The following is a 15,843-nucleotide window of genomic DNA, read 5'->3' as shown; positions in this document are numbered from 1 at the left end:
CTGTCTATATTTCGACAGGGTACCTGACTAATTGGAGGCGACATGGATGCCAAGGCGACGTGGCTGCACATCGATGAGCAGCGAGCCGACCTCGCCGACTTCCTCGAGACCCTCACGGCCGATCAGTGGAACACTCCGTCGCTCTGTGCCGGCTGGACGGTTCGCGACGTCGCCGTACACCTCACCCAGTCCGCCGCGAGATGGCCGCGAATGGCTTGGGAAGTGGCGCGCTCGGGGTTCCGCTTCAACCAAGCTGTGGCGCGGGTCGCGCAGGAGGACGGCAGCACGCCTGAGCAGCTCGTCGCGACATTGCGCGGGATGGTCGGCGGGCGGCGACGGCCACCGGGCACCGCCGTCGCCGACCCACTGATGGACACCCTCGTGCACGGTCAGGACATCGCGATTCCCCTCGGCATCGACCGGAGGATTCCGCTGGAACCGGCGATCGTGGCCGCCGAGCGGCTGTGGGCGATGGGGTTTCCGTTCCATACCCGCAAGCGGTTCCACGGCGTCGAGCTCGTCGCCGACGATGCGGACTTCCGCGTCGGCTCCGGCGAACGGGTCAGCGGGCCCATGTCGGACATCCTCCTGGCGCTGGCCGGGCGCAAGGCCGGATTGGACGGCTTGTCCGGTCCAGTGCCTGCCGCCGCGCGTCAGTGACGGGCACTGGAATAGCCGTCGGTGTGCGGGCGTTTATGACTCTGACGGCTGACCTGGCATAATCGACCGTCGACCCCTCGGTTCCGGTTCACGTCTGAAGACTCACAGGTCAGAACTCAGGCGACCCGGCGACCAACTATCGAAGAGGACCAGAAAATGAGATCGGGTATTCACCCCGCCTACGTCGAGACCAACGTGGTCTGCGGCTGCGGCAACACCTTCCAGACTCGTAGCACCAAGGAGAGCGGCCACATCGTGGTCGAGGTCTGCTCCCAGTGCCACCCCTTCTACACCGGCAAGCAGAAGATTCTCGACAGCGGCGGCCGCGTGGCCCGCTTCGAGAAGCGCTACGGCAAGCGTGCCGGGGCCAGCGCGGCGACTGGCGAGAAGGCCGCCACGACCGACAAATAGCTCATCGATCGGCGCCCGATCTGTCGCATTCGCGTCAGGCCGGGCGCCGTTCGCGTCTAGCGAAGAATGCACTTGGGGAAGGAGGCCAGCATGTCCGACAACGCGCCGAAGATCGAAGCGCTGCTCGCTGAGCACGCGGACCTCGAGCGCCAGCTCGCCGACCCCGCCCTACACGCCGACGCTGGTGCCGCCAAGCGGGTCGGTCGCCGGTTCGCGCAGGTCTCGCCGATCGTGGCGACCTACCGCAAGCTCGACACCGCCCGGGGCGACCTCGAGGCGGCCAGAGAGTTGGTGGCCGACGATTCCTCCTTCGCCGCGGAGGTCGCCGACCTCGAGGCGCGGGTCAAGGAACTCGACACCCACCTGACCGATCTGCTCGCCCCGCGCGACCCGCATGACGCCGACGACGTCGTGCTCGAGGTCAAGTCGGGAGAAGGCGGCGAGGAGTCTGCACTGTTCGCGGCGGACCTGGCCCGGATGTACATCCGGTACGCCGAACGGCACGGCTGGACCGTGTCGGTACTCGGAGAGACGTGGTCCGATCTCGGCGGTTACAAGGACGCCACGCTCACCATCGCCAGCAAGGGTGACTCGGCCGACGGCGTGTGGTCGCGATTGAAATTCGAGGGCGGCGTGCACCGCGTGCAGCGGGTACCGGTGACCGAATCCCAAGGCCGCGTGCATACCTCGGCGGCCGGGGTGCTGGTGTATCCCGAACCAGAGGACGTCGAAGCAGTGCAGATCGACGAATCCGACCTTCGCATCGACGTCTACCGCTCCTCCGGCAAGGGCGGCCAGGGCGTCAACACCACCGACTCGGCGGTACGCATCACGCACCTACCCACCGGCATCGTCGTCACGTGTCAGAACGAGCGGTCGCAGCTGCAGAACAAGGCGCGCGCCATGGTGGTGCTGGCCGCCCGCCTGCAGGCCCTTGCCGAGGAGCAGGCGTCCGCCGACGCATCGGCCGACCGCGCCAGCCAGATCCGCACGGTCGACCGCAGCGAACGCATCCGGACCTACAACTACCCCGAGAATCGCATCGCCGACCACCGCATCAACTTCAAGGCGCACAACCTCGACCAGGTGCTCGAAGGCGAGCTCGACCCGCTGTTCGATGCACTAGCGGCCGCCGACAAGCGGACGAGACTGCAAGAGGCATGATCCGGCTGCGGCAGGCCATCAATGAGGCCGCGGGTACGCTCGCCGCGGCCGGCATCGACAGCGCACGGTTCGACGCCGAATGCCTGGCCGCCCACTCTGCCGGCGTCGACCGCGGCCGCCTTACCCTTCACCAGCCCGACGAAGCATTCTTCGAGCGCTACCGCGAGCTCGTCGCTGCAAGGGCCAGCAGGATCCCGTTGCAGCACTTGATGGCAACTGCGCCGTTCGGCCCCGTGACGCTCGAAGTCGGCCCGGGCGTCTTCGTTCCGCGCCCGGAAACCGAGGCGCTGCTGGAATGGGCACTGGCACAAGAGCTTTCCGAATCGTCGGTGGTCGTCGATCTGTGCACCGGATCGGGGGCGCTTGCGCTCGCGCTGGCGCACGCCAGGCCGCTTGCCCGCATCGTTGCCGTCGACGACTCCGCCGAGGCGCTTCGCTATGCGCGACGGAACAGCGCGGGCAGCGCCGTCGTCGTGGTGGAGGCGGATGTCACTGCGACAGACGTGCTGGCCGAGTACGACGGAAAGGTTGCGCTCGTCGTCGCCAACCCGCCCTACATTCCCGACGGCGCCATACTGGAACCCGAAGTGGCCGAACATGATCCGCCGCACGCGCTGTTCGGCGGCCCCGACGGCATGTTGGTCATCGGGCCCATCGTCACGCTGGCCGCCCGGCTGCTGTGTTCCGGCGGCCGCATTGCGGTCGAGCACGACGACACCACCGCCGCACAAACGGTGGCGATGTTCGAAGCGACCGGGATGTTCGGCGAGATCACGTCGCACCGGGATCTCACAGGGCGACCCCGGTTCGTCACCGCGGTGCGCAAGGGACAAGGGTTAGGGCATGACTTCGAGCGAGAAGCGGAGCGGGATCGCGCATGACTGAGGTGTTCGACTGTGCAGACGCAGACCAGCGACCGGCGGGCATCGCATCGGCTATCAGCGCGCTAAAGGGTTCCGGCCTTGTCGTGCTGCCCACTGACACCGTCTACGGCATCGGTGCGGACGCCTTCGACGGCACCGCGGTCGCTGCGTTGCTTGCGGCGAAGGGGCGCGGCCGCGACATGCCGGTGCCGGTGCTCGTCGGTTCGTGGCACACCATCGACGGGCTGGTGTACTCCGTGCCACCGTCTGCGCGCGAGCTGATCCGTGCTTTCTGGCCGGGAGCGTTGAGCCTCGTTGTCCGACAGGCCCCGTCGCTGCAATGGGATCTCGGCGACGCGAACGGAACCGTCATGCTGCGTATGCCCTTGCATCCGGTGGCCATCGAGCTTCTGCGGGAAGTCGGTCCTATGGCGGTGTCCAGTGCCAACGTCTCGGGCAGGCCTGCCGCCGTCACGGCCGCCGACGCCCGCAACCAGTTGGGGGACCTGGTCGAGGTCTACCTAGAAGCGGGTCCGTCAGCCCGACAGGCCGCCTCGACGATCGTCGACCTCACCAGCGCCCAACCGCGTGTCCTTCGGGAGGGCCCGATCACGGCTGCGGCCATCGCCGAGGTACTCGGGTCTGACGCCGACGCGCTCGCAGAACACTCCTAGTTGACTCCAGTACCGTTCACACGGTGGTGAGTGAGGCGCTGGGAACGGTCACGCTGGCGCTGTCGGATCGTGGCGCGGGCGTACCGCTGCGCGAGCTCGCGCTCGTCGGGCTCACGGCCGCGATCATTACCTACCTAGCGACGGGCTGGGTGCGCGCCTTCGCCACCCGGGTCGGTGCCGTCGCCTACCCGCGCGAGCGCGACGTGCACCTGCAGCCGACGCCGCGGATGGGCGGACTCGCGATGTACATCGGCATCGTCGCGGCCGTTCTGCTGGCATCCCAACTCCCGGCGCTGACCCGGGGCTTCGTCTACTCCTCTGGCATGCCTGCGGTCGTGGTGGCCGGTGGACTCATCATGGCCATCGGCCTCATCGACGACCGCTGGGGCCTTGACGCGCTGACCAAGTTCGCAGGCCAGATCACCGCGGCCAGCGTGCTCGTCACGATGGGAGTCGCGTGGAGCGTGCTCTACATCCCCATCGGCGGCGTCGGCACCATCGTGCTCGACCAGGTCACGTCGATCCTGCTGACGCTGGCGCTGACGGTGTCGATCGTCAACGCGATGAACTTCGTCGACGGCCTCGACGGGCTGGCCGCAGGCCTTGGCCTCATCACCGCCGCAGCCATCTGCATCTTCTCCATCGGGCTGTTGCGCGACCACGGTGGTGACGTGCTCTTCTACCCGCCAGCGGTCATCTCGGTGGTACTCGCAGGTGCGTGTCTCGGATTCCTTCCGCACAACTTCCACCCGGCCCGCATCTTCATGGGCGACTCGGGGTCGATGCTGATTGGGCTGATGCTGGCGGCGGCGTCGACCACTGCGGCCGGGCCGATCTCTCAGAACGCGTACGGCGCCAGGGACGTGTTCGCCTTGTTGTCGCCGTTCCTCCTGGTCGTCGCTGTCATGTTCGTGCCTGCGCTCGACATGTTGCTCGCGATCGTGCGTCGTACGCGGGCGGGTCGGAGTCCGTTCAGTCCGGACAAGATGCACCTGCACCATCGGCTGTTGCAGATCGGGCACTCCCATCGACGCGTGGTGCTGCTGGTCTATCTATGGGTCGGCATCGTCGCGCTTGGCGCCGCGAGCACCATATTCTTCGATCCCCGCTACACCGGCGCGGTGATGCTTGGCGCGATCGCCATCGCCATCGTCATCACCCTCATTCCGCTGCTTCGACGCAGCGGTGAGGTTCCCAGCGAGCACTCAGACTAGGAAGTACGACAAAAAGTAGTAGTTCGCGTTTTAGCCCGTCTACCATGTGGTACCGTGCTGGCAGAACCCGAAAAACCTCGCGGGTTGCCGGCCCCCGGCCCATCGATTCGCAAGATCGATCGGCGCCGATCAACGACCGACAAAGGGAGCTACCCCTTGGGTGATTCCAGCGCGCCAGTCGTCCTTCGATACAGTCGTCGGGCACGCGCCGGAACATCGACTGTCAAAGGGGACAGCTTCCGTGAAAACGGGATTGAAGGTGAAGCAGTGACGACGCCAGCGCAGGACGCGCCGTTGGTGTTTCCGTCCGTGGCCTTCCGGCCAGTTCGGCTATTCATCGTCTGCTTGGTGCTGACGGGCCTCGCGGTCCTCGCCTCGAGCTACACGACTCACCACCACTTCGTTGGACTCTTCTTCGGCGTCGGACTCGGAATGGGTTTGCTCAACGCGCTGCTGGTTCGTCGTGCCGTCGAGTCAATCACGGCCCAGGACCATCCGCTCAAGAAGAAGATGGCGCTCAACTCGATGACGCGGCTGTTGGTCATCACCGTCGTAGCGATGGCGATCGCGTTCATCTTCAAGCCGGACGGCATCGGCGTGCTCTTCGGGCTGGCGATCTTCCAGGCAGTGCTGGTGATCAGCACCAGCATTCCCGTGCTCAGGAAGATCCGCTCCAACGGGTTAGACGTCCTAGAAACGGAATCGAAGGATAGAGCAGACACCAATGACTGAGACTGTTCTCGCCGAGGGTGGCGCGGCGATCCACGTCGGACACCACGAAGAAGTCCACTGGCTTGGGCTGACCTTCAACCTCGACACCATCATCGGCACCAGCGTGGCCGCCGTCATCGTCATCGGCTTGGCCTTCTTCCTGCGCGCCAAGGTCACGTCCACCGGGGTGCCGGGCGGCGTGCAACTGTTCTTCGAAGCCATCACCATCCAGATGCGCCAGCAGATCGAGGCCGCCATCGGAATGAAGGTGGCGCCGTTCGTGCTGCCGCTCGCCGTCACGATCTTCGTGTTCGTGCTGGTGTCCAACTGGCTCTCGGTGCTCCCGGTGCAGTTCACCGGCGCAGACGGTGCGGCCACCGAACTCATCAAGCCGCCCGCGTCGGACATCAACTACGTGCTCGCGCTCGCGCTGTTCGTCTTCATCGCCTATCACGCCGCGGGTGTCTGGCGTCGCGGCGCATGGGGCCATGCCAAGAAGCTCGTCAAGGGCCACGTCACGCTGATGGCGCCGATCAACCTCGTCGAGGAGATCGCCAAGCCGATCTCGTTGTCGCTGCGACTCTTCGGCAACATGTTCGCCGGCGGCATCCTGGTCGGCCTCATCGCCTTGTTCCCGCCGTACATCCTGTGGGCGCCCAATGCGATCTGGAAGACGTTCGACCTCTTCGTCGGTTTGATTCAGGCGTTCATCTTCGCCCTTCTGACGATCCTGTACTTCAGCCAGTCGATGGAACTGGACCACGAAGACGAAAAAGAGCACCACTAGAGCACGTGCACGACAAGGATGACCAGTAGTCCTGGTGGCACCGCCGCCAGCTATCAAGGAGGAAATAGGAATGGATGCAAACGCCCTCATCACGGCGGGCGCGCTGATCGGCGGCGGCCTGATCATGGGTGGCGGCGCGATCGGCGCCGGCATCGGTGACGGTATCGCCGGTAACGCCCTGATCTCCGGCATCGCCCGGCAGCCCGAGGCCCAGGGCCGGCTGTTCACCCCGTTCTTCATCACCGTCGGTCTGGTGGAAGCGGCGTACTTCATCAACCTCGCGTTCATGGCGTTGTTCGTCTTTGCGACGCCGGTCTACGCGGGTTAGTACACCGACACGATGGGTGAACTCGGTTCAACCGTCCTGGCGGACGGCATCAACATCCTGGCGGCCAGCCAGGCAGCGGGAGAAGAAGGCGGCGGGGGCGGGAGCAACTTCCTGATCCCTAACGCGACCTTCTTCGTCGTGCTGATCATCTTCCTGATCGTGCTCGGCGTGATCACGAAATGGGTTGTGCCACCGATCAGCAAGGTCTTGGCCGAGCGCGAAGCGATGCTGGCCAAGACCCACGCGGACAACCGTAAGTCCGCCGAGCAGGTCGCAGCGGCGCAGGCCGACTATGACGAGGCGATGGCAGGCGCGCGCGCCGAAGCGTCGTCCATTCGCGACGAAGCTCGTACCGCGGGCCGTCAGGTCGTCGACGAGAAGCGGGCGGAGGCAAGCGGCGAGGTGGCCGAGACCGTGCGCGAGGCGGATGCGCAGCTGGCTCAGGTGGGTTCGGCGACGCAATCCGAACTGCAGTCATCGGTGGATCCCTTGTCCGCCACGCTGGCCAACCGCATCCTCGGCGTCGACGCGAATTCAGGACGGAAGTAGATGTCGACATTCATCGGGCAGCTCATCGGCTTCGCGGTCATCGCCTGGATCATCTGGAAGTACGTGGTGCCGCCGATCCGGACGCTCATGCAGAAGCAGCAGGACGCGGTCCGCACCGCCCTTGCCGAGAGCGCCGAGGCCGCCAAGAAGCTGACCGACGCCGACGAAATGCACGCCAAGTCGCTCGCCGATGCAAAGGCCGAGTCGACGAAGGTCACTGACGAGGCCAAGCACGATTCCGAGCGGATCGCCGCACAACTCGTCGAACAGGCCGGTGTCGATGCCGAGCGCATCAAGAGCCAAGGCGCACAACAGGTTCAGTTGATGCGTCAGCAGCTCATCCGCCAACTGCGGGCTGGCTTGGGCGACGAGACCGTGCAGAAGGCAACCGATTTGGTCCGCACCCACGTCGGCGATCCGGCGGCGCAAGCCGCGACGGTCGATCGTTTTCTGGCCGACTTGGACGAGATGGCACCGTCAACCGCGGTGATCGAGACCAGTGCCTCGGCGCGACTTCGAGCCGCCAGCCGGCAGGCGCTCGGCGCGCTGGACGCTGAATTCGACGACGTGGCAGGCAGACTCCAAGCCCCCGGGCTGACCACGCTGGCTGACGAACTCGGGTCGGTGGTCAGGCTGCTGATCGCGGAGCCCGCGCTCACCAAGCACCTCGCCGAGGCCACCGACGACGCCACCGCCAAGGTGCGGCTGGTCGACCGGCTGTTCTCGGACAAGGTCGACGAGCACACCGCGCAGTTGCTGCGCGCGGCCGTGTCTCAACGCTGGTCCGCGGTAGCCGACCTCGTCGACGGCATCGAACACACGGCCCGGCTCGCGTTGCTGAAGCGCGCCGAGGTCGAAGGCGAAGTCGACGAGGTAGAGGACCAACTCTTCCGCTTCGGACGTGTGCTCGACGCCGAACCCCGGCTCTCGTCCGCACTCAGCGACTACACCACGCCGGTTGACGGTCGTCTTGCCCTGTTGAACAAAATCATCGACGGTTCTGGTCTCAACGGAACCGCCGCGGCGCTGCTGACGCAGACCATCGGCCAGCTGCGGGGCGAGCGGGCCGACGAGGCCGTCGTGGACCTGGCCGAGCTCGCTGTGGCCCGGCGCGGTGAGGTCGTCGCTCACGTCACCGCCGCGGCGGACCTGTCCGACGCGCAGCGCACGCGGCTCGTCGAGGTGCTGTCGCGGATCTACGGACATCCGGTGTCCGCCCAGATCCACGTCGATCCCGAACTCCTCGGCGGACTTTCGATCACCGTCGGTGACGAGGTGATCGACGGCTCCATCGCATCGCGCCTGGCCGCCGCACAAACTCAGCTGCCGGACTAACCACAGACTCACCCACATCAAAAGGTAGGAAGACGAAGAATCATGGCAGAGTTGACAATCTCCGCTGCTGACATCGAAGGCGCCGTCGAGGACTACGTATCGTCGTTTTCCGCCGACACCCAGCGTGAAGAGGTCGGCACAGTCATCGACGCCGGTGACGGCATCGCCCACGTCGAGGGCCTGCCCTCGGTCATGACCCAGGAGCTCCTCGAGTTCCCGGGCGGCGTGCTCGGCGTCGCGCTGAACCTCGACGAGCACAGCATCGGCGCGGTTATCCTCGGCGACTTCGAGAAGATCGAGCAGGGCCAGCAGGTCAAGCGCACCAACGAGGTGCTCTCGGTGCCGGTGGGCGATGCCTTCCTGGGCCGCGTCGTCAACCCGCTCGGTCAGCCCATCGACGCGCAGGGTGACATCGCCACCGATACCCGCCGCGCGCTCGAACTTCAGGCCCCTTCGGTGGTTCAACGCCAAGGCGTGAGCGAGCCGCTGCAGACCGGAATCAAGGCCATCGACGCGATGACCCCGATCGGCCGCGGCCAGCGCCAGCTCATCATCGGTGACCGCAAGACCGGCAAGACCGCAGTCTGCGTCGACACCATCCTCAACCAGCGTGCAGCGTGGGAGACCGGTGATCCCAAGCAGCAGGTGCGCTGCGTGTACGTCGCGATCGGCCAGAAGGGCACCACGATCGCCAGCGTCAAGCGCGCTCTCGAAGAGGGCGGCGCGATGGAATACACCACCATCGTCGCGTCCCCAGCCTCGGATCCTGCCGGCTTCAAATGGCTTGCCCCGTACACCGGTTCGGCGATCGGCCAGCACTGGATGTATGACGGCAAGCACGTGCTCATCGTGTTCGACGACCTCACCAAGCAGGCCGAGGCCTATCGCGCGATCTCGCTGCTGCTGCGCCGCCCGCCGGGCCGCGAGGCGTACCCGGGCGACGTCTTCTACTTGCACTCTCGGCTGCTGGAACGCTGCGGCAAGCTGAACGACGAGCTGGGCGCAGGCTCGATGACGGGATTGCCGATCATCGAGACCAAGGCCAACGACATCTCGGCATACATCCCGACGAACGTCATCTCCATCACCGACGGGCAGTGCTTCCTGGAGACCGACCTGTTCAACCAGGGTGTGCGCCCGGCCATCAACGTCGGTGTCTCTGTGTCGCGCGTCGGTGGCGCCGCCCAGATCAAGGCGATGAAGGAGGTGGCAGGAAGTCTCCGCTTGGACCTGTCGCAGTACCGCGAATTGGAGGCCTTCGCCGCCTTCGCCTCCGACCTGGATCCGACGTCGAAGGCTCAGTTGGAGCGCGGCGCGCGTCTGGTCGAGCTGCTCAAGCAGCCTCAGTACAGTCCGCTTTCGGTCGAGGAGCAGGTCGTCGCGATCTTCCTTGGCACCAAGGGCCATCTGGATTCGGTTCCGGTGGAGGACGTTCAGCGGTTCGAGGCCGAGTTCCTCGAGCACGTGAAGGCCAGCCACGAGGCCATCCTCACGGACATCCGGGAGAGCAAGAAGCTCCCTGAGGAAGCCGAGGAGAAGCTGACGGGAGTCGTCAACGACTTCAAGAAGGGCTTTTCCGCCACTGACGGTAGCTCCGTCGTCGTGAACGAGGCCGAGACCGAGGCGATGGACGAAGAGGACGTCGAGAAGGAATCGGTCAAGGTCCGCAAGCCGGCACCGAAGAAGTAGGTAGGCGAAATGGCAGCCACACTGCGCGAACTCAGGGGGCGCATCCGTTCCGCCGGGTCGATCAAGAAGATCACCAAGGCCCAGGAACTGATCGCGACTTCGCGGATCGCCAAGGCACAGGCTCGGGTCCAGGCGGCTCGACCGTACTCGTCCGAGATCACCAACATGCTCACGGAACTCGCGAGCGCCAGCGCGCTGGACCACCCATTGCTCGTCGCACGGGAATCTCCCAAGCGGGCTGGTGTCTTGGTGGTGTCGTCGGACCGCGGTCTTTGTGGGGCCTACAACGCCAACGTGCTCCGTCGGTCGGAGGAGCTCTTCGCACTGCTGCGGGACGAGGGCAAGCAGCCCGTGCTCTATACCGTCGGCCGAAAGGCGCTGGGCTACTACCGCTTCCGCCAGCGTGAGGTGACGGACTCATGGACCGGATTCTCCGACCGCCCCACGTACGAGCAGGCGCGTGAGATCGCCGAGACGCTAGTGACGGCCTTCATGGCCGGTGTCGATGACGAAGGTGATGACCCGGGCGACGACGGCATCTTGGGTGTGGACGAACTCCACATCGTCTTCACCGAGTTCAAGTCGATGCTGTCGCAGAGCGCAATTGCGCTGCGGATCGCGCCGATGCTGGTCGAGTACGTCGGCGACGATGAGCCGGAAGACGGCCCACGGACGCTGTTCTCGTTCGAGCCCGACCCAGAGTCGCTGTTTGACGCTTTGCTACCGCGGTACGTCGCCACCCGCGTCTACTCAGCGCTACTGGAGGCCTCAGCGTCCGAATCCGCTTCACGCCGTAGGGCGATGAAGTCGGCGACGGACAACGCCGACGACCTGATCAAGGCGTTGACGCTCGAGGCCAACCGTGAACGCCAAGCCCAGATCACCCAGGAAATCAGCGAGATCGTCGGCGGCGCAAACGCCCTCGCTGACGCCAAGTAAGCACCGTAGGAAGCGAAGAGATATGACTGCCACCGCAGAAGATTCCAAGACCGCAGGTCGCGTGGTCCGTATCACCGGCCCCGTCGTCGACATCGAGTTCCCGCGTGGGTCGGTGCCGGAGCTGTTCAACGCTCTGCACGCCGAGATCACGTACAAGGAGATGGCCAAGACGCTCACCCTCGAGGTTGCACAGCACCTCGGTGACAACCTGGTACGCACCATCTCCATGCAGCCCACCGACGGACTGGTCCGCGGCGTCGAGGTCACCGACACCGGTGCGTCGATCTCGGTGCCCGTCGGTGACGGCGTCAAAGGCCATGTGTTCAACGCGCTCGGCGCGTGCCTCGACGAGCCCGGCTACGGCAAGGACTTCGACCACTGGTCGATCCACCGCAAGCCACCGCCATTCGCCGAGCTCGAGCCTAAGACCGAGATGCTCGAAACCGGTCTGAAGGTCGTCGACCTGCTCACCCCGTATGTGCGCGGCGGAAAGATCGCCCTGTTCGGCGGCGCCGGTGTCGGCAAGACCGTGCTCATCCAGGAGATGATCAACCGCATCGCCCGAAACTTCGGTGGCACTTCGGTGTTCGCGGGCGTGGGGGAGCGCACCCGTGAGGGCAACGACCTATGGGTCGAGCTCGCGGATGCCAACGTGCTCAAGGACACCGCACTCGTGTTCGGTCAGATGGACGAGCCGCCCGGCACTCGTATGCGCGTCGCGCTGTCCGCGCTGACCATGGCGGAGTACTTCCGCGACGAGCAGAATCAGGACGTGTTGTTGTTCATCGACAACATCTTCCGGTTCACGCAGGCCGGTTCCGAGGTTTCGACGCTGCTCGGCCGCATGCCGTCGGCGGTGGGCTACCAGCCGACGCTGGCCGACGAGATGGGCGAGCTGCAGGAGCGCATCACCTCGACCCGCGGCCACTCCATCACCTCGATGCAGGCCGTGTACGTGCCCGCCGACGACTACACCGACCCGGCGCCCGCGACGACGTTCGCGCACCTCGACGCCACCACGGAACTGTCCCGTGCGGTGTTCTCCAAGGGCATCTTCCCCGCGGTGGATCCGCTGGCGTCGAGCTCGACCATCCTCGACCCGGCCGTCGTCGGTGACGAGCACTATCGCGTTGCGCAGGAAGTCATCCGAGTCCTGCAGCGTTACAAGGACCTTCAGGACATCATCGCGATTCTCGGTGTCGACGAACTGTCCGAAGAGGACAAGCAGTTGGTCAACCGCGCCCGCCGTATCGAGCGCTTCCTGAGCCAGAACATGATGGCTGCCGAGCAGTTCACCGGACAGCCTGGCTCCACGGTGCCGCTGAAGGAAACCATCGAGGCGTTCGACAAGCTGACGAAGGGCGATTTCGACCACCTGCCCGAGCAGGCGTTCTTCCTCATCGGCGGCCTCGACGACCTGGCCAAGAAGGCCGAGACCTTCGGCGCCAAGTTGTGATTGCGCTTCGGGCCCGAAAGGTGGTGTGCCATGGCTGAAATGCACGTCGAGATCGTCGCCGTCGAGCGCGAGCTGTGGAAGGGTGACGCGTCGTTCGTGTTCACCCGCACCACTGCTGGCGAGATCGGGATCCTCCCGCGGCACATCCCGCTGGTGGCCCAGTTGGTCGACGACGCCATGGTCCGTGTCGAGCGCGAGGGCGAGGACGACCTTCGCATCGCCATCGACGGCGGTTTCCTTTCGGTGACCGAGGAAGCGGTCCGAATCCTGGTCGAGAACGCTGAATTGGAATCCGAGATCAACGCCGACGAGGCCAAGCAGGATTCCGAATCCGACGATGAGCGCACTGCTGCGTGGGGCAGGGCGCGGTTGCGCGCCCTAGGCCAGCTCGACTGATCCGCCGATGAGCGCGCTCATGATGATCATGGTCGCGCTGATCGGTGTGCTGTTGCTGGTCGTCATTGCTCTGACGTACCGGCTGTGGAAGCTGCGTCAGGTCGGTGGGACCGCTGCGATCCTGCGCGACATCCCTGCCGTCGGGGGACACGGCTGGCGTCACGGCGTATTGCGTTACCGCGGAGAGGAAGCCGGCTTCTACCGGCTCTCGAGTCTGCGTTGGTGGCCCGACCGCAGGTTGTCCCGTCGGGGTGTCGAGGTCGTGTCGCGCCGCACTCCCCGCGGCGATGAATTCGACATCATGACCGACGCCATCGTGGTACTCGAACTACGCGACACCAGCGCGGAACGGCGAAGGGGATACGAGGTCGCCCTCGATCGAGGGGCGTTGACCGCCTTCACATCCTGGCTGGAATCGCGTCCGTCGCCGCGCGCGCGGAGACGGAACCCCTAGGTCCGAGCGCCGCCCGGTTGCCAGAGCACGTCGCCTGAGGGATTGGCCACTCTGGAGAGAATGAAAAGCAAGTCCGACAGTCGATTCAGGTATTTGGCGGGCAGCACGCTGACCGAATCGCCGTGCTCGTCGATCGCACGCCACGCCGACCGTTCCGCTCGTCGCGCGATGGTTCGGGCCACGTGTAGAAGCGCCGATAGGGCCGTACCGCCAGGCAGCACAAAGGAATTCAGCGCGGGGAGCGGTTCGTTGAACTCGTCGCACCAGCCCTCGAGGCGATCGATGTAGTCCTGGGTGATCCGCAGCGCAGGATGCTCGGGGTTCGCTACCAACGGGGTAGACAAATCGGCACCCGCATCGAACAGATCGTTCTGAATCTGCCTCAATACCTTGAGAATCTGCTCATTCGGCTGACCCAATGCCACTGCGACACCGATCGCTGCGTTGGTCTCGTCGCAGTCGGCGTAGGACTCGAGTCGTGCGTCGTTCTTCGACACCCGACTGAAGTCGCTGAGGCCGGTGGTCCCATCGTCGCCGGTGCGGGTATATATGCGGGTCAGGTGTACTGCCATGGATCAAACCGTACTCGGAAGGCCGGCGCGGCAGACCGAAGGCAGGCTCGGGACGGTCCCCGCTGACCTAAACTGACCCGTGTGAGTGAGCGATTCGTGGTGACCGGCGGCACCCGGTTATCGGGCGAAGTTGCCGTCGGGGGCGCCAAGAACAGTGTCTTGAAGCTCATGGCGGCAGCGCTGTTGGCGGAGGGCACCAGCACCATCACCAATTGCCCGGACATCTTGGACGTCCCGTTGATGGCCGAAGTGTTGCGCGGCCTGGGGGCTACGGTCGACCTCGACGGCGCCACGGTGCGCATCACGTCGCCAGACGAACTCAAGTACGACGCTGACTTCGCCGCAGTGCGGCAGTTCCGCGCGTCGGTTTGTGTGCTCGGACCGCTGGTGGGGCGGTGCAAGAAAGCCAAGGTCGCACTTCCCGGTGGCGACGCGATTGGCTCGCGGCCACTCGACATGCACCAGGCCGGGCTGCGTCAACTTGGCGCCCGGTGCAACATCGAGCACGGCTGTGTGGTCGCCGAAGCGGATCACCTGCACGGCGCAGAGATTCAGCTGGAGTTCCCGTCGGTGGGCGCTACCGAGAACATTCTGATGGCCGCGGTGCTGGCCGAAGGCGTCACGACGATTCACAACGCCGCCCGTGAACCTGACGTCGTCGATCTATGCGAAATGCTCAACCAGATGGGCGCCCAGATATCTGGAGCGGGCCTGTCGACAATGATCATTACCGGTGTCGATCGGCTTTACCCCACTGAACACCGGGTCATCGGAGACCGCATTGTTGCGGCCACGTGGGGCATCGCCGCGGCGATGACGCGAGGCGACATCTCGGTGACGGGGGTGGACCCGCAGCACCTTCAGCTGGTGCTGCACAAGCTCCACGACGCGGGCGCCACCGTCACGCAGCACGACCATGGTTTCCGGATCGTTCAGTACGAACGGCCGAAGGCAGTCGACGTGGCCACCCTGCCGTTCCCTGGTTTCCCCACCGACCTGCAGCCAATGGCCATCGGGTTGGCCTGCATCGCCGACGGCACGTCGATGATCACCGAGAACGTCTTCGAGGCGCGGTTCCGCTTCGTGGAGGAGATGATTCGACTGGGTGCCGATGCGCGGACCGATGGCCACCATGCCGTCGTGCGTGGCATCCCGCAGCTGTCGAGCGCACCGGTGTGGGCGTCCGACATCAGGGCGGGCGCGGGCTTGGTGCTGGCCGGCCTGGTCGCCGACGGAGACACTGAGGTCCACGACGTGTTCCACATCGACCGCGGATATCCCCTGTTCGTGGAGAACTTGGCCAGTCTGGGCGCCGAGATCGAGCGGCTTCACTGAGCTGGCTCCTCGGCCGAAATCCCTATGCGTGTCTGGGGATTTCGGTTTCAGGCGACTCGTCAGGTAGTATCGATAACAACGAGTTCGAGCGTAAAAGCCCGAACTCATGGACCCGCGGCCCCGGTCTTAGGACCGGAGGACGGGGTTTGATCGGCCCCCGCAGATGGTGTACAGTAGTGGGGTTGCCTGTTAACAGGGCGTGTTGTTTGAGAACTCAATAGTGTGTTTGGTGGTTTTTGTTTGTTTGTTTTGCCATGCCTTGGGGGGACTCCCCGTCTTCCGTTTTCAGGGTGTGGTTGTTTTTTT

General features: G+C 65.1%; 18 protein-coding genes. 17 read left to right on the top strand and 1 reads right to left on the bottom strand.

Annotation, left to right across the window (positions count from 1 at the left end):
• The first annotated feature begins 42 nt into the window (after nucleotides 1–42).
• The 16 genes from SLQ30_RS32385 (at nucleotide 43) to SLQ30_RS32310 (ending at nucleotide 13,630) form a co-directional block, all read left to right on the top strand.
• Nucleotides 43–660: a maleylpyruvate isomerase family mycothiol-dependent enzyme gene (locus tag SLQ30_RS32385; RefSeq protein ID WP_319451140.1), complete on the top strand. Its 618-nt coding sequence runs from the start codon at nucleotides 43–45 to the stop codon at nucleotides 658–660.
• A 156-nt stretch (nucleotides 661–816) separates the two neighbouring features.
• Entirely contained in the window at nucleotides 817–1,071 is a 255-nt protein-coding gene (gene rpmE, locus SLQ30_RS32380) for a 50S ribosomal protein L31 (RefSeq protein ID WP_319451139.1), read from the top strand.
• A 90-nt stretch (nucleotides 1,072–1,161) separates the two neighbouring features.
• Nucleotides 1,162–2,235 carry a peptide chain release factor 1 gene (prfA, locus tag SLQ30_RS32375; RefSeq protein WP_319451138.1) on the top strand — a complete coding sequence of 358 codons (1,074 nt, stop codon included), beginning with the start codon at nucleotides 1,162–1,164 and terminating at the stop codon, nucleotides 2,233–2,235.
• Complete coding sequence (gene prmC, locus SLQ30_RS32370) at nucleotides 2,232–3,116, top strand: peptide chain release factor N(5)-glutamine methyltransferase (protein ID WP_319451137.1); 885 nt, start codon at nucleotides 2,232–2,234, stop codon at nucleotides 3,114–3,116. Before prfA ends, prmC begins: the two co-directional genes overlap by 4 nt.
• A complete protein-coding gene (locus SLQ30_RS32365; RefSeq protein WP_319451136.1) occupies nucleotides 3,113–3,772 on the top strand; it encodes an L-threonylcarbamoyladenylate synthase in 660 nt (219 codons plus the stop codon). The genes prmC and SLQ30_RS32365 overlap by 4 nt, the downstream gene beginning before the upstream one ends.
• A gap of 23 nt (nucleotides 3,773–3,795) precedes the next feature.
• Nucleotides 3,796–4,986 (top strand): MraY family glycosyltransferase, encoded by a 1,191-nt coding sequence (locus tag SLQ30_RS32360; RefSeq protein ID WP_319451135.1) that lies wholly within the window; start codon nucleotides 3,796–3,798, stop codon nucleotides 4,984–4,986.
• Nucleotides 4,987–5,253: 267 nt separating this feature from the next.
• Complete coding sequence (locus tag SLQ30_RS32355; protein ID WP_319451134.1) at nucleotides 5,254–5,718, top strand: ATP synthase subunit I; 465 nt, start codon at nucleotides 5,254–5,256, stop codon at nucleotides 5,716–5,718.
• Nucleotides 5,711–6,484 carry a F0F1 ATP synthase subunit A gene (gene atpB, locus SLQ30_RS32350; RefSeq protein ID WP_319451133.1) on the top strand — a complete coding sequence of 258 codons (774 nt, stop codon included), beginning with the start codon at nucleotides 5,711–5,713 and terminating at the stop codon, nucleotides 6,482–6,484. Before SLQ30_RS32355 ends, atpB begins: the two co-directional genes overlap by 8 nt.
• A 70-nt stretch (nucleotides 6,485–6,554) precedes the next feature.
• Nucleotides 6,555–6,812, top strand: coding sequence for a F0F1 ATP synthase subunit C (locus SLQ30_RS32345; RefSeq protein WP_319451132.1), 258 nt, complete (start codon nucleotides 6,555–6,557; stop codon nucleotides 6,810–6,812).
• Nucleotides 6,813–6,824: 12 nt separating this feature from the next.
• Nucleotides 6,825–7,361, top strand: a complete 537-nt coding sequence (locus SLQ30_RS32340; RefSeq protein ID WP_319451131.1) for a F0F1 ATP synthase subunit B — start codon at nucleotides 6,825–6,827, stop codon at nucleotides 7,359–7,361.
• The gene (locus tag SLQ30_RS32335) at nucleotides 7,362–8,696 is read left to right on the top strand and encodes a F0F1 ATP synthase subunit B/delta (RefSeq protein WP_319451130.1); all 1,335 of its coding nucleotides are present in this window, start codon (nucleotides 7,362–7,364) and stop codon (nucleotides 8,694–8,696) included. It begins immediately after the preceding gene.
• A 42-nt stretch (nucleotides 8,697–8,738) separates the two neighbouring features.
• Nucleotides 8,739–10,385 (top strand): F0F1 ATP synthase subunit alpha, encoded by a 1,647-nt coding sequence (atpA, locus tag SLQ30_RS32330; RefSeq protein ID WP_319451129.1) that lies wholly within the window; start codon nucleotides 8,739–8,741, stop codon nucleotides 10,383–10,385.
• Between the two features lie 9 nt (nucleotides 10,386–10,394).
• Nucleotides 10,395–11,324, top strand: a complete 930-nt coding sequence (locus SLQ30_RS32325) for a F0F1 ATP synthase subunit gamma (RefSeq protein WP_319451128.1) — start codon at nucleotides 10,395–10,397, stop codon at nucleotides 11,322–11,324.
• Nucleotides 11,325–11,346: 22 nt separating this feature from the next.
• Nucleotides 11,347–12,780: a F0F1 ATP synthase subunit beta gene (atpD, locus tag SLQ30_RS32320; RefSeq protein ID WP_319451127.1), complete on the top strand. Its 1,434-nt coding sequence runs from the start codon at nucleotides 11,347–11,349 to the stop codon at nucleotides 12,778–12,780.
• 30 nt (nucleotides 12,781–12,810) lie between these two features.
• Nucleotides 12,811–13,176 (top strand): F0F1 ATP synthase subunit epsilon, encoded by a 366-nt coding sequence (locus SLQ30_RS32315; RefSeq protein ID WP_319451126.1) that lies wholly within the window; start codon nucleotides 12,811–12,813, stop codon nucleotides 13,174–13,176.
• Between the two features lie 7 nt (nucleotides 13,177–13,183).
• Nucleotides 13,184–13,630: a DUF2550 domain-containing protein gene (locus SLQ30_RS32310; protein ID WP_319451125.1), complete on the top strand. Its 447-nt coding sequence runs from the start codon at nucleotides 13,184–13,186 to the stop codon at nucleotides 13,628–13,630.
• On the opposite strand, the gene SLQ30_RS32305 is transcribed toward SLQ30_RS32310, so the two are convergent.
• Complete coding sequence (locus tag SLQ30_RS32305) at nucleotides 13,627–14,202, bottom strand: cob(I)yrinic acid a,c-diamide adenosyltransferase (RefSeq protein WP_319451124.1); 576 nt, start codon at nucleotides 14,200–14,202, stop codon at nucleotides 13,627–13,629. The two genes, SLQ30_RS32310 and SLQ30_RS32305, sit on opposite strands and share 4 nt — an antisense overlap.
• Before the next feature lie 81 nt (nucleotides 14,203–14,283).
• Here SLQ30_RS32305 and murA point away from each other — a divergent pair, with 81 nt between their 5' ends.
• On the top strand, nucleotides 14,284–15,537 hold the full coding sequence (murA, locus tag SLQ30_RS32300) for a UDP-N-acetylglucosamine 1-carboxyvinyltransferase (RefSeq protein ID WP_319451123.1): 1,254 nt from the start codon (nucleotides 14,284–14,286) through the stop codon (nucleotides 15,535–15,537).
• Nucleotides 15,538–15,843 lie beyond the last annotated feature (306 nt).

It is taken from the genome of Mycobacterium sp. RTGN4 (assembly GCF_033804635.1).
Lineage (GTDB): Bacteria > Actinomycetota > Actinomycetes > Mycobacteriales > Mycobacteriaceae > Mycobacterium.
Note: the sequence above shows the minus strand (reverse complement) of the source record. Positions and strands in the feature narration are given on the sequence as shown.